Source organism: Streptomyces sp. NPDC047525, assembly GCF_040643025.1.
GTDB lineage: Bacteria > Actinomycetota > Actinomycetes > Streptomycetales > Streptomycetaceae > Streptomyces > Streptomyces durmitorensis.
On record NZ_JBEYTL010000004.1, the window covers coordinates 112,399 to 135,254 of the forward strand.

At 72.0% G+C, this 22,856-nt stretch carries 18 protein-coding genes; 8 read left to right on the forward strand and 10 right to left on the reverse strand.

The window, feature by feature from the left end:
* Positions 1-53: 53 nt before the first annotated feature.
* A complete protein-coding gene (locus ABZ833_RS12940) occupies positions 54-2,012 on the reverse strand; it encodes an FUSC family protein (RefSeq protein ID WP_361046283.1) in 1,959 nt (652 codons plus the stop codon).
* A 362-nt stretch (positions 2,013-2,374) separates the two neighbouring features.
* Between ABZ833_RS12940 and ABZ833_RS12945 the strand changes: the two genes are divergently transcribed.
* The 3 genes from ABZ833_RS12945 to ABZ833_RS12955 are packed head-to-tail and all read left to right on the forward strand — an operon-like array spanning position 2,375 to position 4,515.
* Positions 2,375-3,058 (forward strand): DUF4291 domain-containing protein, encoded by a 684-nt coding sequence (locus ABZ833_RS12945; protein WP_361045135.1) that lies wholly within the window; start codon positions 2,375-2,377, stop codon positions 3,056-3,058.
* A 19-nt stretch (positions 3,059-3,077) separates the two neighbouring features.
* Positions 3,078-3,740 carry a type IV toxin-antitoxin system AbiEi family antitoxin gene (locus ABZ833_RS12950; RefSeq protein ID WP_361045138.1) on the forward strand — a complete coding sequence of 221 codons (663 nt, stop codon included), beginning with the start codon at positions 3,078-3,080 and terminating at the stop codon, positions 3,738-3,740.
* Complete coding sequence (locus ABZ833_RS12955) at positions 3,724-4,515, forward strand: nucleotidyl transferase AbiEii/AbiGii toxin family protein (RefSeq protein WP_361045141.1); 792 nt, start codon at positions 3,724-3,726, stop codon at positions 4,513-4,515. Before ABZ833_RS12950 ends, ABZ833_RS12955 begins: the two co-directional genes overlap by 17 nt.
* 60 nt (positions 4,516-4,575) lie before the next feature.
* Here ABZ833_RS12955 and ABZ833_RS12960 read toward each other — a convergent pair whose 3' ends face one another.
* Positions 4,576-5,853 (reverse strand): SWIM zinc finger family protein, encoded by a 1,278-nt coding sequence (locus ABZ833_RS12960; RefSeq protein WP_361045144.1) that lies wholly within the window; start codon positions 5,851-5,853, stop codon positions 4,576-4,578.
* An 80-nt stretch (positions 5,854-5,933) separates the two neighbouring features.
* Positions 5,934-8,735, reverse strand: coding sequence for a DEAD/DEAH box helicase (locus tag ABZ833_RS12965; RefSeq protein ID WP_361045147.1), 2,802 nt, complete (start codon positions 8,733-8,735; stop codon positions 5,934-5,936).
* A gap of 667 nt (positions 8,736-9,402) precedes the next feature.
* Between ABZ833_RS12965 and ABZ833_RS12970 the strand changes: the two genes are divergently transcribed.
* The 4 genes from ABZ833_RS12970 to ABZ833_RS12985 all read left to right on the forward strand — a co-directional run bounded on the left by ABZ833_RS12970 (position 9,403) and on the right by ABZ833_RS12985 (position 13,192).
* Entirely contained in the window at positions 9,403-10,359 is a 957-nt protein-coding gene (locus ABZ833_RS12970) for a metallophosphoesterase (RefSeq protein WP_361045150.1), read from the forward strand.
* Between the two features lie 9 nt (positions 10,360-10,368).
* A complete protein-coding gene (locus tag ABZ833_RS12975) occupies positions 10,369-11,664 on the forward strand; it encodes an MFS transporter (RefSeq protein WP_361045153.1) in 1,296 nt (431 codons plus the stop codon).
* Positions 11,661-12,689: a hypothetical protein gene (locus ABZ833_RS12980; protein ID WP_361045156.1), complete on the forward strand. Its 1,029-nt coding sequence runs from the start codon at positions 11,661-11,663 to the stop codon at positions 12,687-12,689. Before ABZ833_RS12975 ends, ABZ833_RS12980 begins: the two co-directional genes overlap by 4 nt.
* A 92-nt stretch (positions 12,690-12,781) precedes the next feature.
* Positions 12,782-13,192 carry a RidA family protein gene (locus ABZ833_RS12985; RefSeq protein WP_361045159.1) on the forward strand — a complete coding sequence of 137 codons (411 nt, stop codon included), beginning with the start codon at positions 12,782-12,784 and terminating at the stop codon, positions 13,190-13,192.
* 46 nt (positions 13,193-13,238) lie between these two features.
* Here the strand turns inward: ABZ833_RS12985 and ABZ833_RS12990 are convergent, their stop codons facing one another.
* The 3 genes from ABZ833_RS12990 to ABZ833_RS13000 all read right to left on the reverse strand — a co-directional run bounded on the left by ABZ833_RS12990 (position 13,239) and on the right by ABZ833_RS13000 (position 16,639).
* Positions 13,239-14,177 carry a glycoside hydrolase family 6 protein gene (locus ABZ833_RS12990; RefSeq protein ID WP_361046285.1) on the reverse strand — a complete coding sequence of 313 codons (939 nt, stop codon included), beginning with the start codon at positions 14,175-14,177 and terminating at the stop codon, positions 13,239-13,241.
* 276 nt (positions 14,178-14,453) lie between these two features.
* Entirely contained in the window at positions 14,454-15,170 is a 717-nt protein-coding gene (locus tag ABZ833_RS12995; RefSeq protein ID WP_361045162.1) for an aspartate/glutamate racemase family protein, read from the reverse strand.
* The gene (locus tag ABZ833_RS13000) at positions 15,170-16,639 is read right to left on the reverse strand and encodes an NCS1 family nucleobase:cation symporter-1 (protein ID WP_361045164.1); all 1,470 of its coding nucleotides are present in this window, start codon (positions 16,637-16,639) and stop codon (positions 15,170-15,172) included. The genes ABZ833_RS12995 and ABZ833_RS13000 overlap by 1 nt, the downstream gene beginning before the upstream one ends.
* Before the next feature lie 162 nt (positions 16,640-16,801).
* On the opposite strand from ABZ833_RS13000, the gene ABZ833_RS13005 reads away from it, so the two are divergent.
* A complete protein-coding gene (locus ABZ833_RS13005; RefSeq protein WP_249590548.1) occupies positions 16,802-17,467 on the forward strand; it encodes a GntR family transcriptional regulator in 666 nt (221 codons plus the stop codon).
* 159 nt (positions 17,468-17,626) lie between these two features.
* On the opposite strand, the gene pip is transcribed toward ABZ833_RS13005, so the two are convergent.
* Genes pip through ABZ833_RS13025 form a run of 4 tightly spaced genes read right to left on the reverse strand, consistent with a single transcriptional unit; the run spans position 17,627 to position 22,734 of the window.
* Positions 17,627-18,583 carry a prolyl aminopeptidase gene (pip, locus tag ABZ833_RS13010; protein ID WP_361045168.1) on the reverse strand — a complete coding sequence of 319 codons (957 nt, stop codon included), beginning with the start codon at positions 18,581-18,583 and terminating at the stop codon, positions 17,627-17,629.
* Positions 18,584-18,620: 37 nt separating this feature from the next.
* Positions 18,621-19,832: an MFS transporter gene (locus ABZ833_RS13015; protein ID WP_361045171.1), complete on the reverse strand. Its 1,212-nt coding sequence runs from the start codon at positions 19,830-19,832 to the stop codon at positions 18,621-18,623.
* Positions 19,829-21,355 carry a YfcC family protein gene (locus ABZ833_RS13020; RefSeq protein ID WP_361045174.1) on the reverse strand — a complete coding sequence of 509 codons (1,527 nt, stop codon included), beginning with the start codon at positions 21,353-21,355 and terminating at the stop codon, positions 19,829-19,831. Before ABZ833_RS13020 ends, ABZ833_RS13015 begins: the two co-directional genes overlap by 4 nt.
* A complete protein-coding gene (locus ABZ833_RS13025) occupies positions 21,352-22,734 on the reverse strand; it encodes a M20/M25/M40 family metallo-hydrolase (RefSeq protein WP_361045176.1) in 1,383 nt (460 codons plus the stop codon). Before ABZ833_RS13025 ends, ABZ833_RS13020 begins: the two co-directional genes overlap by 4 nt.
* Positions 22,735-22,856 lie beyond the last annotated feature (122 nt).

Consider the following 22,856-nt stretch of genomic DNA (forward strand, 5'->3'; position numbering starts at 1 on the left):
CTTCTGGCGCGTGGACTTCTGGCGCGTGGGCTTCTGACGCATGGACGGGATGGTCACGCCACCGCGGTGAGCTCCGCAAGCAGCGCGTCGAGGCGCTCCGCGTGCCGCCGCGGCAGGCGCCCCGTGTCGTCGACGTGCACGGCGCAGGCGGTCGTGGTGTCGACGAGGCGTTCGAGGGTGGCCGCCACCTCCTCCGAGCCCGCGGAGTGCCGCGCCAGGGTGGGGAGTTCGGCGGCCGCCAGGTCGATCGCGGCGCGGGCCTCGGCCAGCGTCCGGTAGGCCTCGCGCCGCAGGGCCCAGCGGGCGGCGCGGTGGTCGGCTCCGGCGGGCCCGCCGTCGCCCGCGCCGCTCAGGACGTGGCGCAGATACGCCTGCGCGGACTCACGGGCGGCCGAAAGCCGGTCCTGTACGCGGCCGCCGCGCTGCACCGGCCACGGCAGATGCCCGACGAGCAGGACGATCCCGCAGGCGAGCAGCGTCTCGCCGATCCGCCCCCAGGAAGCCTGCGGCTCCCCGCCCACCATGACGAGGGCGAGCACGAGGACGGTGACGACGGCCGTCTGGGCGGCGAAGTGCCGGGTGGCGACGGGGATCAGCGCACCGCACACGGCGACGACGGCGATGAGCCCGGCGGGCCGTGGCAGCAGGGCGGCGAGCCCCGCGAAGAGGACGGCGCCCAGGACGGTGCCGAGGGCGCGGCACAGGACGCGCGAGGCCAGCGGCCCGAGATCGGGCTTGACCAGGAAGACGGCGGTGGCGGGCAGCCAGTACCAGTGCGGGTGGTGCAAGGCCTGCGCGACGGCGGCACTCGCACCGAAGCAGAGCGCGACGCGCACGCCGTACTCGCGACCGCCGGGCCCTGCCGCCGTGCGCAGTACGTCGACGGGGCCGCGCCGGGGGCCGTGCGGAGGCTTCGCGGTGCCGCTGTCGAAGGCCTCGGCGGCGTGCAGCAGCGCGTCGTCGAGGGCGCGGAGCCCGGCGCCGGAGCGGGCGGGCGCGGGCAGCGGCCCGCAGGGAACGCCGTCGCGGACGGCGGCGGCGAGGCGGCGCGGCCCCTCTCCCACCCGCTCCGGCAGCGGCTCACCGGCCCAGGCGAGCGCGGTCGCCGCCTCGCCGAGCGGCAGTGCGGCGAGGTACTGCGCGTGCAGCCGCCGCTCGGCCGCCGAGCCGGCGTGCCGCCGCAGGCGTGGCCCGGAGAGGGCGTCCTGTGCCTGGTCGAGGGCGGCGGTGAGGGCGGCCCGGCGGGAGGTGGACCGGGAGGTACCGGCGGAGTCGAGGAGCGCGGCGACGGCTTCGTAGACGGCGCTGACGGCGGCGCGTTCGCCGTCGAGGCGATCGAGGCGGTAGGACGGCATGGCGGGCCTGCCGCCCCTGGGGCCGGCACCGGTCCACCCCTTGCCGGACGAGGGCGAGGGTGAGGGCGAGGGCAACACGAGCCGCAGCAGGATCAGCCACCCGGCCCCGGCGAGGAAGAACAGCGCCCGCTGCCACCCGGGCTCGGGCAGCGGCATCCCGGCCCCGATGGCGGCGGCGACGAGCAGTTGCGTGCCGCTGGAGGAGGCGACGGGCCCGACGGCGCTGAAGGCACCGGCGAACAGTCCGAGCAAGGCGAACAGGAGAGGCAGGACGGGCGAGCCTCCGGCCGACGCACCGACGTACGCCCCGAAGGCCAGTCCCCCCGCCCCGGCGAGCGCGGGCACCCCGATCCGCCGCACGGCGACGCGCTGGCTCCCCGGCCGGTCGTTGATCCCGGCCAGCATGGCCCCGAGCGCGGCCACGACCCCCACGGACACCCGCCCGGCGACCACGCCCGCGAACAGCAACGGCCCCGCGGCCAGCGCACCCCGCACCACGGAGTGCCACGGCACGGGCCCGCGCTGCGTACGCAGGGCATGGCCGAGCCAAGGCGGAAGAGAAGCGGAAGCTGCGCGCGGGGTCACCGGGCTCACCGTGTTCCTGTCGTCGTCGGGTACGGGTACGTGCCGCCGGACGACTTCGGCCTGGGCTGTCATCAACCGTAAACGGTGTTGCTGGGGAGGAAGGGGCCTGAGTATTTCCGTGATGTGACGTTTTCGCGGACGCCACGACCGGTCGACGTGACGAGAGGCCCGACCGGCAGTCCTGACCTGCGGGCTACACGACCCGCCCCGGCTGCTTCCTGAGCACCTCCACCAGGGCGGAGACGCTGTGATCGCGGCGGCCGTCGGCGACCGCACGCCGCAGCAGTTCGTTCATGGGCTCGTGCCAGGAAAGGTCGACGCCCGCCTCCGCGCCCGTCTGGTGCTCGTAGCCCCCGCTCCGGCGGGCCGAAGAGCTCGCCCCGCATCGACAATTCACTGGCGAGCGAAAGCACCCGCCCCGCAGGCTGACGCGCATGAACCACGCAGACGCAGACGCCGACACCGACACGGAGACCGACGCCACCCTCACCACAGCACCGCCCACCCGCCAGATCCGCGCCCTGCACACGGAGTCGACCGTCACCGTCTACCAGGCGTACGCCCCCGGGCTCGGCGAGCCGGCGGCCCGCACCGGCCGCTTCCCCGACGCATGGAAGCGGGATCGCATGACGTGGATCAAGCCGTCCTTCCTGTGGATGATGTACCGCTGCGGCTGGGCCACGAAGGAAGGCCAGGAGACCGTCCTCGCGGTGGAGATCACCCGCGAGGGCTTCGAGTGGGCCCTCCGCAACGCCTGCCTCTCCCACTACGCCCGCGGCGTGCACGCCGACCAGGCCGCCTGGAAGCGGGAGTTGAAGCAAGCCCCGACCCGGGTCCAGTGGGACCCGGAGCGCGACCTGCACCTGAGCCCCCTCCCGCACCGCTCCCTCCAGCTGGGCCTGACGGGAGACGCCGCGCGTCGCTACGCCGACGAGTGGACGCTCTCGATCACGGACGTCACCGAGCGGGCCAGGGCGATCCACACCCTCGTACGCGAGAACGACCTCGCGGCCGCCGGGAGCCTCCTCCCCGAGGAGCGCCCCTATCCGGCGGGGGACGATCTGCTGGCTCACCTCGCGGGCACCACCCCCACCCATTACGATGAGCGTAGGCTTTAACCCTACGTAGGTGGTACTGATGACGAAGAGGACGGCGGTCGGCCTTCCGCCCGAGCTGGCCCGCAGGGCGAACCTCGTCCTGCGCCCTCGGGATGCCGCCGACGTCTACGCCCACCCCCGCCCCGAGATGGCGCGCCTCGTCAAGAACGGGGCAGCGCGGCGGCTGGCCACCGGCTACTACCTCCTCGTACCCGGCCGTCATCTCGGCGACGACACCTGGCGCCCCGACCTCCACGCGGTGGGTCTCGGCATCGGGCAGGCCGACTACGGCCAGGACGGTGCGGCTCTGATGGGCGTCGGGGCCGCCCGCCAGTTCGGGGCCGTTCCGCGCGAGATCGCCATCACGTTCATCGCCGTGCCCAAGCAGCGCCCGCCGCTGGAGACGAATGTCGGGCAGGTCGTCTTCGTCCGCAGGGACATGACCGTCCTCGACCTGGAGCGGATCGAGACCGAGGTGGCTCCCGGGTGGGTGACCACGCCTGAGCAGACCCTGCTGGACCTCGCCGCCCGCCCTACCCTTGGCGGCCTGCCGCCCGACGCGATCACCGAAGCACTCCGCGCGCTCTGGCTGCGCGCCGACACCGATCTGCTGACCGAGCTGGCGGCCGGGCAGCGCAAGACGGCCGCGCTGAAGCGGGCGCGGCGCCTGATCGAGGGGGATTCGGATGCTGGACCGGAGTGATCTCGCGCGCATCGGCGCGGAGTACGGCGCCGCCGAGCAGCAGGTGCGGCGCGACCACCTGATCAGCCATGTGCTGTGGGCGCTGGCTTCGCTGGATCTGCCGGTGGTGTTCTTCGGAGGTACGGCACTCTCGCGTACGCACCTCACGACGGCGGCGTCCGGCGGCCGGCTGTCCGAGGACATCGACCTCTTCACGGACGACCGCCCGGCGGTCGCCGAAGCCCTCGACTCCCGCATCCCTCGCTTGCTCCGGCGTGAGTTCCCTCGTTCGCGGTGGGAGCCCGCGCTCACCGGCGTCCGCGGGGTGGATCCCGCCCAACTGGTGACCAGCGACGGTCTGCGTCTGCGCGTCCAGCTACTCGACACGAACACCGGCCACTCCGAATGGAGGCGCTGGCCCACCGAGCGGCGCGGTGTCGAACTGCGCTACCGCGACGTCCCGGGCCCCGCCACACTGCGCGTTCCGACGCTGGCGGCGTTCGTCGCCATGAAGGTGTCCGCGTACTGCGACCGCCACGCACCACGCGACCTCTTCGACCTGGCGGCGCTGGCACGGTCGGGCTCCATCAGCGCCGACGCGGCGGAACTCGTGCGCATGGCGACGGGCACGGCTCCCGCGCCGCACATGTTCAGCGCGCTTCCGGACATGGAGTGGGAGCCCCAACTCGCCCACCAGACGGGCCACCTCCCCTCCGCACAGGAGTGCCTCGACACGGTCAGGAACGCCTTCGCCAAGGCACTCGCCTGGCCGAAGCCGTACGACCCGTTCGCCTGACGCCGGGGCTCTGCCTGGGCCGCTCCGCGTCCGGGCGGTGACGGGCGGGCCACCTGGCCGTCAGGCCCCGATCATCCCCGCCACCGCCCCCACCGGATCCACATCAGCCTCCCCCTCCGGCCACCACTCGTCCCGCCCCGCCTCGCTCCGGTACGGGTACCAGCGGCCGTCCCTCCCGTATCGCAGTTGCAGGGAGCCCGAGGCGTTCGTGAGGTGGTTGTGGTGGATCGTCATGCGGGGGAGGTCTGCCGTGATCAGGGCGCCTCTCGCTCGGTCGAAAGGGCCCGCCGGGGGGTCCCAGGGGGATTCGAGGACCGCCAGGCCCTCCTCGCCTCCCTGGCGCCAGGCCGCTGCCGCGCGGGCGAGGTCCGTGGGGGTGCGGTCCACCGACCTTGCCAGTTCGGCGAATTGGCGGCTGAAGCTGCGGCGGCCCGTGAGGCCGGGGTGCGAGGCCGCCAGGCGGACCGCGTCGTGCCAGGGGTCGGCCGTGGAGAAGGGGTCCGCGCCGGTGGTCAAGTACGCGTGGGCCCTGTTCGCCGTGTCCGTGGCCAGGAACTCCAGGGATGTGGGGTTGGGGGCGCCCGGGAGGGAGGGCAGGAGCGGGGGTTCGCCCGGGTGCGGCGGGGGCGCGAGTGGGGGTGGCAGCGGTGGGCGGTACTCCGTGGCCAGGACGTCTCGGGCCAGCGTGCCGGGGAGCGCTTCGGTGGTCTCGCCCTGTGCCGTGGCGGACTGTTCGCGGGCCGCCTGGTGCGCGTTGCGCTGGGCCAGTTCGTCGAGCAGCGCCTGTTCGTCTCCGCCTCGCAGGAGGAGGAGCACGAAGGGGTCCGCGTCCAGTAGCCTGGCCGTCTGGTAGGTCAGCGCTGCCGCGTGCTTGCAGGGGCGGCCGTGGTCCGGGCAGGTGCAGGACGGCACCAAGTCGCCTGGACCGGGGAGGAGTTGGACCCCGGCTCGTTCCGCCGCGTCCACCAGCGCGTGCGGCATGTCCTTGTCCAGGAGCGCCGCGATGTGGGCGGGTTCCGTGGCCACCGCGTCCAGGAAACCGTCCCAGTCCTCCGGTGTGAGCGTGCGCATGCGGATTTCCGCGCGGTAGGGGCGGGGGCGACTGCCGTGTACGTACGCCACGATGCGGCCCGGCGCGACCGTGATCGTGTCGACGTGGCCCTCACGGGCGTAGGCCCGCCCGCGCGCGAGGCGACCCGCGTCGAGCGATGTCCCCTCCAGCGCGCCGATCCAGGCGTTGCCCCACCAGGAGGTCGCGAACGGGGTCTGGGGGTTGGAGTGTTGAGGCAGGGGCGGGAATACTCTGCCTGCTCCTGTGGCGCGGCTGGCCGATGTCATGCCGGTTCGGTCGGCACGACGGCGCGCAGAGGTTCCGCCGGCCCGGTCGGCTCGGTCATCACCACTCACTCCGCCGCCCCTCACGACACCCTCCGCAACGACACCAGATCCGCCAGATCCGCGTCCGAGAGTTCCGTCAGTGCCGCCTCGCCGCCGCCGAGCACCGCGTCCGCCAACGCCTGCTTCGCCGCCAGGAGTTCGGCGATGCGGTCCTCCACCGTGCCCTCCGCGATGAGGCGGTGGACCTGGACCGGCTGGGTCTGGCCGATGCGGTAGGCGCGGTCCGTGGCCTGTTCCTCCACCGCCGGGTTCCACCAGCGGTCGTAGTGGATGACGTGGCCCGCCCGGGTGAGGTTCAGACCCGTGCCCGCCGCCTTCAGGGACAGGAGGAACACCGGGGCCTCGCCCGACTGGAAGCGGTCCACCATCTCCTCCCTTCGCGGAACCGGCGTACCCCCGTGCAGGAGTTGGGTGCCGATGCCGCGCCGCGACAGGTGCGACTCGAGGAGGCGCGCCATCTCCACGTACTGCGTGAAGATCAGGACCGCGCCGTCCTCCGCCAGGATCGTGTCCAGGAGTTCGTCGAGGAGTTCCAGTTTCCCCGAGCGCGAGCGGCCCGCGCGCGTCGTGATCTCGCCGTCCTTCAAGTACTGCGCCGGGTGGTTGCAGATCTGCTTCAGCGCCATCAGCAGCTTCATGACCAGGCCCCTGCGCGCGATGCCCTCCGACGCCTCGATGCGGGCGAGCGTCTCGCGTACGACCGCCTCGTAGAGCGACGCCTGTTCTCGGGTGAGCGTGACCGGGTGGTCCGTCTCCGTCTTCGGGGGGAGTTCCGGGGCGATGCCCGGGTCGGACTTCTTGCGGCGCAGGAGGAAGGGGCGGACCAGGCGGGCGAGGCGCTCCATCGCCTCGTCGTTCTCCGCGAACTCACCGCCCTCCACCAGGCGGGCGTGGCGTGCGCGGAACGACTTGAGCGGGCCGAGCAGGCCCGGCGTCGTCCAGTCCAGCAAGGCCCAGAGTTCGGAGAGGTTGTTCTCGACCGGGGTGCCGGTGAGCGCCACCCTCGCCTGAGAGGGGATCGTGCGCAGCGCCTTCGCCGTCGCCGCGTGCGGGTTCTTGACGTGCTGCGCTTCGTCCGCCACGACCAACCCCCAGGCCTGGCCCGCCAGTTCGGACGCACTCGTACGCATCGTTCCGTACGTCGTCAGGACGAAGCCGCCCTTCACGTCGCCGTCGAGGCTTCGGCCCGTGCCGTGGAAGCGGCGCACCGGCACCCCCGGCGCGAACCGCTCGATCTCCCGCTGCCAGTTGCCGAGCAGCGACGCCGGGCAGACCACCAGCGTCGGCTCGGGGCGGGCCCGGTGCAGATGGAGGGCGATCAGGGTGACCGTCTTGCCGAGGCCCATGTCGTCGGCGAGGCAGCCGCCCAGGCCCAGCGATGTCATGCGGTCGAGCCACGCCAGGCCCCGGAGCTGGTAGTCGCGGAGGGTCGCCGCGAGAGCGGAGGGCTGGTCGACCGGGCGCAGGTCGCCGGTCAGGCGCTCCCGCATCCTGGCCAGGGCGCCGACCGGCACCGCCTCGACCCGCTCTCCCTCCACCTCCGCCGCCCCCGTCAGCGCGACGGACAGCGCGTCCACCGGGTCCAGGAGGCCCAGATCCCGCTTGCGCGCCTTGCGTACGAGTTCGGGGTCGACCAGGACCCATTGGTCACGGAGGCGTACGACCGGGCGGTGCGCCTCCGCCAGGATGTCCATCTCCGCCTCGGTGAGGGGTCCACCGGCCCCATCACCTTCGCCTTCACCGTCGCCGTCGCCGTCGCCGGGGCCCAGCGCCAGCTGCCAGCGGAATTCCAGCAGTTGCTCGGTCTTGAAGAAGTCGAAGTTGTCGGCCGCCGTGCCGGGCGCGGGGCGTACGACGGCCGTCGCGGTCAACCCGCGGGTCAGCTCCCTGGGCCAGTGCACGGCCACGCCCGCCGCGCCGAGCCTGGTCGCCGCCGTGCCGAGGAGTTCGTACAACTCCCTCTCGCTCAGCGGCAGTACGTCGGGGCGCGGGCGTTCGAGGAGGCGGGTCAGCGGCGGCCATACGCGGGCCGCGCGGCGTACCGCGAGCAGCGTGTCGACGCGGGCGCGCGGGCCGAAGTGGTCGGCGCCGGACCAGAGTTGGGACGCGTCCGCCACGAGGGTGGGGTCGGCGAGGCTGTGCACCTGGACGACGGCCGCCGCCGGGCTCGCCACGCTCTCGCGGGAGCCACCCGCCCGGCCGCCGGACTCGGCATCAGGCACATCGGATACATCGGGCACATCGGCCGACGCACCGTCGAACACCTCGTGCGCCTGCAGGTCGAGCCGCAGCGACACCCGCACCCCCGCGTCCATCCCGGCCGCCACCTCCGCGGCCCACTCCCGCGCACCCGGCAGCCGCTGCGGCTCCCGGGCCGCGAAGGGCGCGCCGACCGCGTGCGCCGCCGCGGGCGTACGCGGCAGGGTGTCCACCACCGCGTCGACGAAGGCCCTGACGAGGGCGAGCGGCTCGGGGAGCAGGAGGGGCTTGCTGCCGGGCAGCGGTACGGCGTGCGCCTCGGCCGGCAGCGCGGCGGCGATCGCCCGCAGCTGCGTGACGTCGGCGGCGTCCAGCGGACCGGCCCGCCACGCGTCCAGGTCGCCGCCGGTCAGGCCGGGCAGCAGCCTGCCCCGCGCGGCCAGGTGCAGGGCGTGCCGGGCCGCGGCGGCCCAGCACGCCACGGCGGGGTGCGCGGGCCCGGGGCGCAGCAGGAGCGCGGCGGCTTCGGCCACCGGCAGGATCAGTGCGGGGACGGTACGCGTGCGGACGCCCTTGCCGTGGGGGCGCACGACGGCGATCTCCCCCTCGACGGCGCCGGGCACCCCGCGCGCGCCGGTGGGCCCGCCATCGCCAGACAGCCCGTGCCCACCGGTGGGCCCGCCACCGCCTGACGGCTCGCGCCCACCGGTGGGCCCATCGTCGCCTGCCAGCCCACGCCCGCCAGGGAGCTGGCTCCCGCCGGGCAGCTTGCCCCCGCCGGGCAGCTCACCCCCGCCAGGGAGCTCACTCCCGCCGGACACCCCACGCCCGCCAGGGAGCCCACCCTCCCCCGGAGGCCCGCCCTCGCCCGGAAGCTTCCCCTCCGGCGCCCAGAACGCGACCCGCCCCTCCCTCGGCACCTCGGCCGGCAGGAAGACGGCAGCACAGGAGCGTAGGAGCTCGGAGCGTAGGACCTCGGAGCGTGCGAGCTCGGAGCGTACGAGCTCGCCGACCCGCCCGGCAGAAGGCTCGGCGGCAGCGACACCAGCGGCTGCGGCCGTAGCCGCGGAAGCCCCCGCCATCACGTTCACCACCTCGCTCACCCTCGGTCACCCGCGCGTCATTCCCGCACGCCACCCTAGGCCAGCCGCCGACAGGTGAGCGCTGGTAGGAAACTTTCCTAACAATAGTTCGTCCGAAGATATTGACGCGCACATGACGCATCGACAAGATGCCTGCGAATGGCCTCCGCACCGTTCACGGCCCCCCACGCCGATCTAGGAGACGGACATGCCGCCCACCCCCCGCGCCATGAACTCCCGTACGAACAAAACCCGTTGGGCCATCCCCCTGGCGGCAGGCGCCTCGCTCGCGCTCGTCGGCGGGACCCTCCTCTGGTCCCCGGCCGACGAGGCCGACGCGGCGCCGAGCGGCAAGGACACGAAAGCGGCCTTCACCGCGGTGGCCGCCGGAGACATCGCCGAACAGTGCACCTCGGACGACAGCAGCTGCGCCCACCCCAAGACCGCCGCGCTCGTCAAACAGCTCAACCCGTCCTTCGTGATGACCATGGGCGACAACCAGTACGACGACGCCCGGCTCCAGGACTTCGAGGACTACTACGACACCAGCTGGGGCGCGTTCAAGGACAAGACGCGCCCGGTGCCGGGCAACCACGAGACGTACGACCCGGATGGCGCGCTGGAGGGCTACAAGTCCTACTTCGGCAGCGTCGCCTACCCCAAGGGCGAGAGCTACTACAGCTTCGACCAGGACAACTGGCACTTCATCGCCCTCGACTCCAACAGCTTCGACGACAAGGCGCAGATCGACTGGCTCAAGGCCGACCTCGCCGCCAACTCCAAGAAGTGCGTGGCCGCTTACTGGCACCACCCCCTCTTCTCCTCGGGCGAGCACGGCAACGACCCGGTCAGCAGGCCCGTCTGGAAGCTCCTGTACGCCAACAAGGCCGAGCTGGTCATGAACGGCCACGACCACCACTACGAGCGGTTCGCGCCCCAGAACCCGGACGGCAAGGCCGACGCCAACGGCATCGTCGAGCTGCTCGGCGGCATGGGCGGCGCCAACCCGTACAAGATCGAGGAAGTCCAGCCCAACAGCCAGAAGCGGATCACCAAGACGTACGGCGTCGTGAAGCTGAACTTCACCGACACCGGCTTCTCCTGGAACCTCGTCGGCACGGACGGCGCGACGAAGGACAGCAGCCCGTCCTACAACTGCCGCTGAGTCGCCGAGATGTATCTGGCGTCAACGGACGCGGTCGCGAAGGCCAAAGCCAAGGCCGAAGCCGAGGCCGAGCCCAAGAGCAAGTCCCAGGCCAAGGCCAAGCGCCGCCGCGTCGCAGGGCCCGTCCTCGCCCTCGGCGCGGTCAGCCTGGTCACCGACATCTCCTCCGAGATGGTCACGGCGGTCCTTCCGCTCTACTTCGTTCTCCAACTCGGCCTATCTCCACTCCAGTTCGGATTCCTGGACGGCCTCTACAACGGCGTGACCGCGTTCGTACGGCTCCTCGGCGGGTACGCCGCCGACCGCGGCGGGCGGCACAAGCTCGTCGCGGGCGGCGGCTACGCCCTCTCCGCGCTCTCCCGGCTCGGCCTGCTCCTCGCGGGCGGCGCCACGGCCGGGATCGGCGCGGCGCTCGCCGCGGACCGCATCGGCAAGGGCGTGCGGACCGCGCCTCGCGACGCGCTCATCTCGCTCAGCAGTCCGCCGGACGCCCTCGGCAGGGCGTTCGGCGTGCACCGCGCGATGGACACGACGGGCGCGCTGCTCGGGCCGCTCGCCGCGTTCGCGCTGCTCTGGGCGACGGCGGACGCGTACGACGCCGTGTTCGTGGTCAGCTTCTGCTTCGGGCTGCTCGGAGTCCTGATGCTGATCGCGTTCGTGCCGGGGCGGCGGGAAAGCCCTGCCTCGCCCGCACCGATGGACGCCGGATCAACAGGCCCCCGCCTCAAGGCACTTGACCTTCTCCGCGTCCCCGCCTTCCGGCGCATCCTCTGCGCCGCTTCCCTCCTCGGTGCCGCCACCATCGGCGACGCCTTCCTCTATCTGCTCCTCCAGCGGCGGCTCGACTTCGCGGTGAGCTGGTTCCCGCTGCTCCCGCTGGGCGCCGCCGCGGTCTATCTGCTGCTCGCGGTGCCCGCCGGGCGCATCGCCGACCGGTCGGGCCGCCGCGTCCCCTTCCTGGCCGGGCATGTGGCGCTGCTCGGCGGATACGTCCTGCTGCTCTCCCCCGCCGACGGCTGGGCCCTGCTCATCGGCGTACTCCTGCTCCTCGGCATCTTCTACGCGGCCACCGACGGCGTTCTGATGGCGCTCGCCACGCCGGTGCTTCCCCAGGGGCGCCGGGCCAGCGGCATGGCGGTCCTCCAGACGGGCCAGGCGCTGGCCCGCCTTGTCGCGGCCGCCGGGTTCGGCGCGGCATGGACGCTGTGGGGCATCGGCCCCGCGCTGACCTGCGCGGCGCTCGCACTGACGGCGGCACTGGCGGGGGCGACGGCGCTCCTCCCCCGCCACGAAAGGCAGGCATGAACCAGAACACCCCACCCCCCAGGCTCTCCCTGCGCGCCCGCGTCATCGCCGTGGCCACGGCCGCCGCCGTCCTCGCGACGGTGGCCGTCGCCTACACCCTGCGCGCGGCGGAACGGGCCGAACCGACCGCCGCCACCTCGGAGTTCGCACTCGACCCCGGTCACCTCTACTTCCGCAGCACGGAGGCGGGAGCGGGCACGAGGGCGGGCTCGGGCCGCGTGGCCCGGACCGGCAGCGCACTCGGCCAAGGCCCCGTCACCACGGGCGGCCCCTCCTGCGAGCGGTTCTACGCCGCCGCGGACACCGCGCTCTGCCTCCAGCGCCGCCCGGGAATCCCGCCCAAGTCGTACGCACTCGTCCTCGACCGGCAGTTGCGCGAGAAGCGCCGCATCGCGCTGACCGGCATCCCCAACCGGGCCCGGGTCTCGGCGTCGGGCCGGATGCTGTCCTGGACGATGTTCGCGACGGGGGACTCGTACGCGGGCTCCTCCTTCTCCACCCGCACCTCGATCCTGGACATCCGCACGGGCTACTTGATCAAGAACATGGAGGAGATCCCCCTCACCCTCGACGGCCGCCGCTACCACTCCCCCGACGTCAACTACTGGGGCGTCACCTTCGCCGAGGACGACAACCGCTTCTACGCGACTGTCTCGACCAAGGGCAAGACGTACCTGGTCCAGGGCGACATGAAGAAGTGGGCTGCCCGCGCCCTGCGCACGAACGTGGAGTGCCCCTCGCTCTCCCCCGACAACACGCGCCTGGCGTTCAAGAAGCGCGTACGAAAGGGAAGTTCGGACCCCTGGCGCCTCTACGTCCTCGACCTCCGCACCATGCGCGAACGCCCCCTCGCCGAAACCCGCAACGTCGACGACCAGGCCGCATGGCTGGACGACGACACCGTGGCGTACGCCCTGCCGGGTGCCGAGGGCAGGAAGCAGGACATCTGGACGGCGCGGGCGGACGGGAAGGGGGCGCCGAACTTGCTGGTACGAGGCGGGACTTCACCGGCGGCAGTGCGCTGACACGCCCGTAGCAGTGCGCTGACGCGCCCGAGGCGCCGCCCCGGGCGGAATTCGGATGCGCACCACCGCCCGCCTGCCGCAGGATCGGCCCCATGACCACCACTTACCGCACCGTCGTGCCCACCCTCTTCCCGCCGCCCGGATACGCCCACGCCGCCCTCGTCGAGGCGGGCACCAAGCTCGCCTTCATGGCGGGCTCGGTGCCGCTCGACCCCGAGGGGAATCTCGTCGGGGAGGGGGACGTGGTCCGCCAGACCGAGCAGGTCATCGCCAACCTCGACGAGGCCCTGCGCGCGATCGGCAGCGACCTGACGCAGGTGGTGGCCAGCACGGTGTACGTCGTGAGCGACGAGCCGGGCCCGCTGAGCGAGGCATGGGAGGTCGTCCGCGCCTCCGACCTGCTCGCGAAGGGCCCGCACACCTCGACACTCCTTGGTACGACATGTCTCGGCTACACCGGCCAACTGGTGGAGATCACCGCCACGGCCGTGGTCCCGGAGTAGTCACCGCTGCGGTCCCGGAGCAACCACGGCCGTGGCCCGCAGCAACTCAGCCCCGCGCCCTGCTCGCAAGCCCCAGCGCGTACTGCGGCCACCACTGCCCCGCCCTCGGCCCGCCCCGGCAGGTTCCGTCGGACTCGCCGGGCCGCTTGATCCACAGGTAGGCGTCGAGCGCGGGGTCGCCGGTGGCGGTGGTGGGCGGGGTGCCGAGGGCGCGGCCCGGCGGGTTGCACCAGGCCTCGTCGCCACCGCCCGTGTAGGGGCCGTTGCCGTTGCGGCTGCTGTCGACGACGAAGTGCTTGGCGCCGCCGAGTGCTCTGGCCAGGCGGTGCCCGTACTCCGAACTCACCGCGTTCGTCTGGTAGTTGGACACGTTGATGGCGAAGCCGTCCGCCCTCGCGATCCCGGCCTGCCGCAGCGGGGCCACAAGACGGCTCTCGGCGGGAATCCAGCCGGCGTTGCCCGCGTCGAGATAGACCTTGGTGTGCGGGCGCGCCTTGATGCGGTCGACGGCGTAGGCGAGAAGGCCGTACCGCTCGCGGGCGTCGGCCTTCGCGCAGCCCGCGATCTTCTGCGCCACGGCGTCCGGTTCGACGATGACGTACGCGGCGCGCTCCCCGATGCCCGCGGCGAACTCGTCGATCCACCGCCGGTACTCCGCCGCGGTCTCCGCCCCGCCTCCGGAATAGTCACCGCAGTCGCGGTGCGGGATGAAGTACGCGACGAGCACCGCGGTGCGCCGCTGCGCGGTCGCCGCCTCCGTGGCCGCGCGGACCACGGGCCCGGGACCGGGACTGTGCAACCACACGGCCTGGGGCCGTCCCGCGATGCGTTCGACGAGGCGGGCGTCGGCGGTCCTGCCCTGCCGTCGCCATGCGGTGACCTGGTGGGCGGCGGCGCTGTCCGGGTCGACCCAGAACGTGGCCCCGGGGGCGTCGCCCCCCGCGTGTGCAGCGGCGTACGCGGTGCCGGCCGCGCCCTGGGGCACCGCGCCGGACGCCGCCGCGCCCAGGAGCAGCGCGGCGGCGAAGACCCGGGCAAGGCGAGGACGGGCAAGGCCGGGACGGGCGAGGCGAGGACGGCCGAGGAAAGGACGGCCGAGGCGGGGACGGCCACGCTCAGGTGATCGGAAGGGCGGCTGCGACACCGGGCACCTCCAGTTGCTCGGCACCGGACGGTCCCGGCGCGTTCCCCGGAGTCTGCGGTCGCCCGGCCCCCGCAAGGCCTCGTACGCCGCCGGTCGGGCGGCAGATCACCCGAAGAATCACTCCGACGGCGGCGCCCAAGTCCGTTTCTTCGGCAGGGGTTTGGCATAGCCACCGGCGCGGCTCGTGGTCAGTCCGAGCCCGACGAGCGACTCGGCGAGCTTCACCGCGGCGGCCACGCCGTCGACCACCGGCATGTCGAGCGCGGCCCCGACCTTCTCCTGGAGCCCGGTCATCCCGGCACAGCCGAGCACCAGGACCTCGGCCCCCGCGTCGCGGGCCCGCTCGGCCGCGGCGAGGAAGGCGCGGACGGTGACCTCGGAGTCCCCGAGGTCCAGGACGCCGAGCCCGGTCCCCACCACGGCGGCGCAGTTCTGCGCGACGCCCGCCGCGTGCAGGCTGTCCTCGATCTGGCCGCGCGCCCGGTCGAGGGTGGTGACGACCCCGTACCGCCGGCCGAGGAGGCAGGCCAGATGCGCGGCGGCCTCGGTGATGTCGACGACGGGCACGTCGAGGAGTTCCCGGGCGCCCTCGCGCCCGTGCTCGCCGAACCCGGCCATGACCACGGCGTCGTACGGCTCCTCGTGTCCGCGCAGGGTGTCGAGGACGGCGGCCGCCGAGAGATAGCTGTCGAGCCACCCCTCGGCGGACTCCGGCCCCCAGGCGGGGGTGAGCCCCACGATGGAGGTCCCGGGGGCGGCGGCGTCCCGCGCGCCCGCCACGATCTCCTCGGTCATCGCCCGGGTCGTGTTGCAGTTGGTGACGACGATGCGCACTAGCCCTCCACCGCATCCGTGAGCGCCGCGGTCCGCTCGGCACGGCACAGCACGGCGTAGAGCAGGGCGGCCGTGGCGGTGCCGATGAACCAGGAGTACGGCGCGACGTAGTCGAAGAACGGCACGAGCGCGCACACGGCCGCGAAGCCCGCTGTCGGCACGAAGGCGGCAAGCGCCTTCGGGTTGACGCCCTTCTTGTAGTAGTAGGGCGAACCCGGCTCGGCCTTGAAGAGCGCTTCGGCGTCGATGCGCCCGCGCTTCACCCAGAAGTAGTCGACCGCGATGATCCCGAACAGCGGTCCGAGGAAGGCACCGAGGCCGCCCAGGAAGTAGTTCACGACGGTCGGGTTGGAGTAGAGGTTCCACGGCGTGACGAGCAGCGCGGCGACCGTGGAGATGATTCCGCCGATCTTGAAGGTGATCTTCTGCGGCCAGACATTGGCGAGGTCGTACGCGGGCGAGACGAAGTTGGCGACGATGTTCACGCCCATCGTGGCGACGGCGAAGGTGAGCGCCCCGAAGATGAGGACCCACGTGTTGCCGATCTCGGCGACCAGTTCGGCGGGGTCGGTGATGGCCTTGCCGAAGACCTCGAGGCTGCCCGCGGTGACGATGACGGAGAGGATCACGAAGGCCGTGGAGTTGATGGGAAGACCCCAGAAGTTGCCGCGCTTGACGGTGCGGTAGTCGGGGGCGAAGCGCGAGAAGTCGCAGAAGTTGAGCATCAGCGTGCCGTAGGTGGCGAGGATGAGCCCGATGGCGCCGAACCACTGCCGCACCTGCTCGCCGGTGGAGACCGGGTTCGGGGTGCTGGTGAGCGAGATGGTCCAGCCGGCCTTCCAGAGGATCCACACGGCGAGCGCGATCATCACGACCCAGATGGCGGGCCCGCAGAAGTCCTGGAACTTCCGTACGGATTCCATGCCCCGGGTCATGATCAGCCCCTGCACGAGCCAGAGGGCGACGAACGAACACCAGCCGAGCGCGTGCAGACCGAGGAAGGAGTGCTCGGTCCACGAGTCCAAGCTCGGGAAGGCGGCGATCAGCATCACGTTGACCGCGATGGAGGCCAGATAGGTCTGGATTCCGTACCACATGATGGCGATCACGGCCCTGATCAGGGCGGGGATGTTGGCGCCCCAGACACCGAAGCTGATGCGGCTGACGACGGGGAACGGCACGCCGTGGCGCTGGCCTATGCGCCCCATCATGTTCATCCCGACGTAGATGAGCACGAAGCCGACGAGGAGCGAGGTGAAGATCTGCCAGACGTTCAGACCGAGGACCAGAAGACCGGCCGCGAAGGTGTAGTTGCCGAGGTTGTGGACGTCGGACATCCACAGGGCGAAGAGGTCGAAGACCTTCCACTTGCGTTCGGCGGAGGGGGCGAGGTCTTCGTTGGTGAGGCGGGGGTCGGGCACGAAGTCGGTTGCGGCGCCTGGGGCGTCGGCGCGCTGGGTGAGGGACACGGGGGCCTCCTGCGAGGGATCCTGCCGGGGGACGGAGGTGCGGCGCGCTTTGGTATACCAAAGTTTGGTATACCAAAGATTCCGTCATGCTCCCGCTCACGACGGCGCCCGGCAATGTCCGTACGGTTACGAATCGGTAAATCGAAGCGGGGTTCGGCAATGATGGACTCCATGACGACCGTGGAGCAGCCGCTGGCCGCCGTACGCGAACGCGTGCTCGCCGCGTTGCGGCAGGAGATCATCGCCGGACGCCTCGGCCCCGGGGACCGCCTGGTCGAACGGGAGGTGGCCGAGCGCCTGGGCGTGTCCAGGGTGCCGGTCCGCGAGGCGATCCGCGCCCTGGTCGCCGAGGGCTTCGTCACCTTCGAGACGCCGCGCAGGACCGTGGTCCGCCGCCTGACCCGCACCGACGTGACCGAACTCTTCGAGCTGCGCGAGGCGTTGGAGGTGTTCGCGGCGGGGCGCGCGGCGGAACGGGCCACGGAGGAGGGCCTCGCGGAGCTGTCCGCGCTGCTCGACAGCGCCGCGAAGGCGACGCGCACGGCGGACGGGGAGGCGATCACGGACATCAACACGCGCTTCCACGACCGCCTCCTTGCGATGGCGGGGAACGGTCTGCTCACGTCGGTCATGGAGCCGGTGGACGGACGGCTGCGGTGGATGACGCGGCGGAACGAGGAGTGGACGCATCTGCTCGCGGAGCACCGGGAGTTGTACGAGGCGGTGGCTTCGGGGGATGCGGGGCGCGCGCGGGACGTGGCGCTGGCCCATGTGCGGACCAACTACCGGTCCACGGTGCGGCACTTGTTCGGCGAGGAAGAGGACTAGTCCCCATCACCGGCTTCGCCGAGTTCGTCCCTAACGCCGGACGGGCTGGATATTCCAGCCCGTCCGGCGTTAGAGGACATCGTGTACGGGGTCGGGGGCGGAGCCCCGGTCTCGGGAAGGGGCGGGATCGGGGAAAGCCCCGCAGGGACCGCCCGAACCTCAGCCCCGCCCCCGATACCGATCCGTCGCCCCCACCAGCTCCTCCGCGATCCCCCGCGCCCCCGCGTTGTGCCCCACACCCCCCACCATCACCAACTCACTTCCCGGCCAAGCCCCTTGAAGCCGCCAGGGAATCCCCACCAGGTTCCCGAAATCAAGGTGCCCCTGCACCAGGGTCCCCGGAATCCCGGCCAGCGCCCCCGCGTCCCGGAGCACGACCTCGTCCCCGCCCAGCCAATGGTCATGGGCGAAGTAGTGCGTGACGGTCCGGGCGAAACCCGCCCGGAAAGCCGCGTCCTCGTACCGGGGGACAGACCGCGGCGCCTGCGACGCGAACGCCGTCTCCCAGTCGGTCCACCCGCGCGCGGCGGCAGCACGAACCTCCGCGTCAGGAGACTCCAGCAACCGGTTGTAAGCAGCGGCGAGATCCCCGTCCCGCTCCCCCTCCGGGACCCCGTCCCGAAACGCCTCCCACGCCTCGGGAAAGATCTGCCCGAGCCCCCGCGTCAGCACCTCGACCTCCGCCCGGCTCCCCGTGGCGAGCCCCGTGAGCACCAGCTCCGACACCCGGTCGGGATACGTCTGCGCATACCGGAGCCCCAGCACGGAACCCCAGGACCCGCCCCACACCAGCCACCGCTCGATGCCCAGGTGCCGCCGCAGCAACTCCAGGTCGGCCAGCAGATGCCCGGTCGTGTTGACGCTCATGTCGGTACGGGGATCACTCGCGTGCGGCGTCGACCGTCCGCACCCGCGCTGGTCCAGGAGCACCACCCGGTACGCCTCGGGGTCGAAGTACCGCCGGAAGAACGGCGTGCACCCCGACCCCGGCCCCCCGTGCAGTACCACCGCCGGCTTCCCCAGCGGATTTCCGCAGACCTCCCAGTACACGCGGTTTCCGTCGCCGACTTCGAGCATGCCGTGGTCGTACGGCTCGATCTCCGGATAAAGGCCCATCGGCCGAAGGTAACCCGCTCCCCACGGGCCCCACCAGCTACCCGGCCCGCAGCCCCCGCATCCGCCCGTACGCGTACACGCATCCCGCGAGCGCCAGGTCCGAGAGCAGCATGAACCCGATCGAGTACGAGTCCTTGGCGCTGTAGATCGCGCCCATGACCAGCGGCGGGACGAAGCCTCCCAGGCCTCCCACCGCCCCGACGATCCCTGTCACCGATCCGACCTGGGCCTGTGGCGTCACCTGTGAGACGAGTGCGAAGACGCTGCCGCTCGCCGTGCCGAGGCCCGCCGCCATGGCGAGGAAGCAGATCGTGCCGCCCGGATTCAGCGACGGTTCGAAGGCCTGCACGATGGCGAAGACCGCGACGACGGACAGCGCGCACGAGGTGACCGTCGCCGGGTGGATCCGGTCGGAGAGCCAGCCGCCGATGGGGCGGAAGATGACGGTGACCAGCGCGAAGCCGGCCGCCTTCGTGCCCGCTTCCGTGGGCGAGAGGTCGTACCAGGTCTTCAGGTACGTGGGCAGATAGACCCCGAAGGCGACGATGCCGCCGAACCCGATCGCGTAAAGCGCGGACAGCTCCCAGGTCACCCGCAGCCGTCCGGCCTCCCCGAGGCGGGTCGCGAGCGGGCTCGTCGGGACCGGCCGGTCGGGGCGGTCGGTGATCAGGAGGGCCGCGAGCACCGCGTACGCCGCGAGCGCGATCGCCACGACCAGGAACGGCAGGTTCTCGCCGTGCTTGGCGATCCGCGGCGTGAAGTACCCGGAGAGCGCCACGCCTCCCATGCCCATCCCGAAGACACCCAGCGCGAAGCCGCGGTGCGCGGGCGGGAACCAGGAGTTGACCAGCGGGATGCCGATCGCGAAGGTCGTGCCGCCGAGGCCGAGCAGGAAGCCGACCGCGAGCATCGCGACGAAGTTGTCCTTGGCCGGAATGATCAGCAGCACCGGCACGATGGTGAGTGCCGAGATCAGCGGGAACATCAGCTTGGCGCCGTAGCGGTCGGTGAGCGCGCCGACCGGGACACGGCCGAGCGAGCCGACGATGACCGGCACGGCGACCAGCAGGGACTGCGCGAACGACGTGAGCCCGAGCCGGTCGCCGAAGTCGCTGCCGAGCGGCGCGATGAGGTCCCAGGCCCAGAAGGTGAGCGTGAACCCGACCGTGGCCACGGCGAGATTGCGGTAGGCGGCCGCCGACGGCTTGGCCGCGGCGCTCTTGGCCTCGGCAGTTGAGGAATGCGTCATGTCATCACCGCTCCGAGCGCCACGAAGACGCAGATCAGTACGAAAAGGATGGCGAGCAGCGGCCAGACGAAGCGCAGGTACTTGTCGTAGCCGACTTTCGCGAGCGCGACGCCACCGATGGTCACGGCGGTGGTCGGCACCCACAGGTTCATCCAGCCGCTCGCGGACTGCCACGCCGTGACGACGACCGCGCGCGAGACCCCGGCGAAGTCGGCGAGCGGGGCCAGGATCGGCATGGCGAGGGTCGCGTGGCCGGACGTGGAGGGGATCAGGAAGGCCAGCGGCAGGTTCACGACGAAGACGATGATCGCGAAGAGCCCGGAGGACGTGCCCTTCACCACGCCCTCGATGGAGTGCAGGACGGTGTCCGTGACCTTCGAGTTGTTCATGATCACCGTGACGCCGCGCGCGAGCACGATCACCAGGGCGGGCGAGATGAAGTCGGCCGCGCCCTGGATGATCGTCGAGCTGAGCTTCTGCTCGCCCATCCGCGCCACGCACCCGACGAGCACGGCGGCGCAGAAGAAGAGCGCCGCCAACTGCGGGAAGGACCAGCCGAGTTCGAAGCCGTACGGCTTCGCGTCCGCCTTGCCCGTGAGCGCGCTCGCCCAGGGCACCACGGAGAAGATCATGAAGGCGAAGACGAGGGCGACCAGGACGAGCACGGACTTGTGCAGGCGCGTCAGCTCCGGCACCTCGCCCGCGTCGTCGGCGGTCTGCTCGCGGTCGCCGGGCAGGAAGCCGCTGAGGGAGCGGTCCGGGTTCTTCTGTACGCGCTTCGCGTAGCGGATGACGTAGGCGATGGTGACCGCGGTCAGGACGATCCACATCACGAAGCGCAGCACGATGCCGTCGCCGAGTGAGATGTCGGCGGCGGAGGAGGCGACTCCGGTGGCGAACGGGTTGACCGTCGAGCAGAGCACCCCGATCCCGGCCCCCAGGATGATCGCGCCGACCGCGACCATCCGGTCGTAGCCGAGGGCGAGCATCAGGGGCACGATCAGGCCGTAGAAGCCGAGTGTCTCCTCCGCGAATCCCTCGACCGTGCCGAGGACTGAGAAGACGAGCATCACGCCCGCGATCAGCATCGCGCCACGGTCGCGAAGACGGTGGGCGAGGCGGCCGATGCCGCGGTCGAGGGCGCCGGTGGCGAAGACGACGGTGATGAACGCGCCGATGGCGAGCACGAACAGGAACACGCCCGCGCTGCCGTACAGCTCACCGGCCATGTCGGGCCCGACGACGCCCGACTTCTCGTCCTGGATGCCGTACAGGCCGTTGACCGGGGCGAGGAAGAGGTCGTTGAGCCGGTCCACGAAGGTCTGGCCGGAGTCGACGCGGTGGTAGCTGCCCTCGACGGGGGCGCCCTCGGCATTGCGGTCGTAGGCGCCGGAGGGGATGAGGAAGGCGAGCAGCCAGACGCCGACGGTGACGATCGCGAGGATGGTCAGGGCGCTGGGGAAGGTGAACTTCCGTTTGTGCTGCGGCTCTTCGGTGCCGGGATCCGTCGCGGTGCTGCTCATACGCGGCGCTCCCCGCCGGTACCGGTACCTGAGCCGTTGAAGTCGGCCGCGTACTCCCGCACGAAGGCGGCCATGGCGACGACCGTGTTGCGCAGCTCGGAGAAGAGCACGCGTTCGTTCGGGGCGTGCAGATTGCACATGCTGTCCTGGGCGCCGAAGAGCAGGACCTCAGCGCCGGGTGCCGCCTTCGCGAGGCCGTTGACCAGGGGGATGGAGCCGCCGGTCGCCACGAACGAGGCGTCCTCGCCCCAGGCCTCCTTGAGCGCGGCGCGGGCGGCGCGGTAGGCGGGGCCGCCGGTGGGCGCCTCGTAGCCGGGGCCCGTGTCGCCGGGCGTCACGGTGAGGGGGACACCGAAGGGGGTGAGCGAGCGCAGGTGGTCGACCAGCTTGCCCTGCGCCTCCTTCGCGTCCTGACGCGGGTGGAAGCGGAGGTTCAACTTGGCGCGTGCGTACGGCACGACGGCTGACGCGGCATGGTCGACGCTCGGCGCGTCCAGGCCGATCACCGTGATCGCGGGGCCGCTCCAGAGCCGCTCGCCCAGGCTGCCGCTGCCGATGAGCGGCACTCCGTCACGCACACCGGCGAGCGAGCGGAACTCGTCCTCGGTGTAGCTCGTGCCGCTCCAGTCCTCGCGCCGCAGCCCCTCCACGGCCACGTCTCCGTGTACGTCGTGCAGGGTGGCCAGGGCCTTGAGGAGCACGAGCAGGGCGTCGGGCGCCGCGCCCCCGAACTCCCCGCTGTGCCGCGGCTCGTCAAGGGTGCGCACCTCGACGACCACTTCGGACGCGCCGCGCAGGGCGGTGGTAAGGGTGGGGGTGCCGGGCCGGAGGTTGCCGAGGTCGGCGACCACCATGGCATCGCAGGCGAACCGCTCCGGGTCGGTGGGCGGATAGTCGTCGAAGGCGCTGCCGTACTCCTCCTGGCCCTCGATGACGATCTTGATGCCGACGGGTGGCCTGCCGCCGTAGGCCCGCAGCATGCCCAGGTGCGCGATGACGTTGGACTTGTCGTCCGCGATGCCCCGGGCGCGCAGGCCTCCCCCCGCCTCGTCGATGGGAGTCGGCTCGAAGGGGGGCGACTTCCACAGGCTCTCGTCGCCGGGCGGCTGGACGTCGTAGTGGCCGTAGAGCAGCACCGTCGGGGCGTCGGGGGTCGGCGGCGGGATCTCCCCGTAGATCACGGGTGAGGTGTCCGGCAGATCGAGCCGCTCGACGGTCGGCACGCCCGCTCCTCGCAACAGCTCGACCAGCAGGTCGTGCGCCTCCAGCACCGGTGCGGCCGGGAAGCCGGGGAAGGCGATCGAGGGGATTGCGGCGAGCCGTTCGAGGTCGGCGCGCAACGTGTCCATCAGGTCATCGACGGTGGCTTCGAACTTCATAGGCGGCACCCCTGGGTCTGCATCCGGCTTTGTGGTGATTAGCCCGAATTATCAGACTCCGAGGGGAACGGATTCCGAACGGCTCGCCGTGCAGCCGGGGATGCCGCACTGCTGCCGCACCA

What these genes read in the sequence shown, in the direction of transcription:
- ABZ833_RS12955 (WP_361045141.1), top strand. Translation starts at nt 3,724, where the DNA reads ATGCTGGACCGGAGTGATCTCGCGCGCATCGGCGCGGAGTACGGCGCC.
- ABZ833_RS13025 (WP_361045176.1), bottom strand. Translation starts at nt 22,734, where the DNA reads ATGAAGTTCGAAGCCACCGTCGATGACCTGATGGACACGTTGCGCGCC.
- ABZ833_RS12980 (WP_361045156.1), top strand. Translation starts at nt 11,661, where the DNA reads ATGAACCAGAACACCCCACCCCCCAGGCTCTCCCTGCGCGCCCGCGTC.
- ABZ833_RS13015 (WP_361045171.1), bottom strand. Translation starts at nt 19,832, where the DNA reads ATGACGCATTCCTCAACTGCCGAGGCCAAGAGCGCCGCGGCCAAGCCG.
- pip (WP_361045168.1), bottom strand. Translation starts at nt 18,583, where the DNA reads ATGGGCCTTTATCCGGAGATCGAGCCGTACGACCACGGCATGCTCGAA.
- ABZ833_RS12960 (WP_361045144.1), bottom strand. Translation starts at nt 5,853, where the DNA reads ATGACATCGGCCAGCCGCGCCACAGGAGCAGGCAGAGTATTCCCGCCC.
- ABZ833_RS12970 (WP_361045150.1), top strand. Translation starts at nt 9,403, where the DNA reads ATGCCGCCCACCCCCCGCGCCATGAACTCCCGTACGAACAAAACCCGT.
- ABZ833_RS12950 (WP_361045138.1), top strand. Translation starts at nt 3,078, where the DNA reads ATGACGAAGAGGACGGCGGTCGGCCTTCCGCCCGAGCTGGCCCGCAGG.
- ABZ833_RS13005 (WP_249590548.1), top strand. Translation starts at nt 16,802, where the DNA reads ATGGACTCCATGACGACCGTGGAGCAGCCGCTGGCCGCCGTACGCGAA.
- ABZ833_RS12985 (WP_361045159.1), top strand. Translation starts at nt 12,782, where the DNA reads ATGACCACCACTTACCGCACCGTCGTGCCCACCCTCTTCCCGCCGCCC.
- ABZ833_RS12945 (WP_361045135.1), top strand. Translation starts at nt 2,375, where the DNA reads ATGAACCACGCAGACGCAGACGCCGACACCGACACGGAGACCGACGCC.
- ABZ833_RS12940 (WP_361046283.1), bottom strand. Translation starts at nt 2,012, where the DNA reads ATGACAGCCCAGGCCGAAGTCGTCCGGCGGCACGTACCCGTACCCGAC.
- ABZ833_RS13020 (WP_361045174.1), bottom strand. Translation starts at nt 21,355, where the DNA reads ATGAGCAGCACCGCGACGGATCCCGGCACCGAAGAGCCGCAGCACAAA.
- ABZ833_RS12975 (WP_361045153.1), top strand. Translation starts at nt 10,369, where the DNA reads ATGTATCTGGCGTCAACGGACGCGGTCGCGAAGGCCAAAGCCAAGGCC.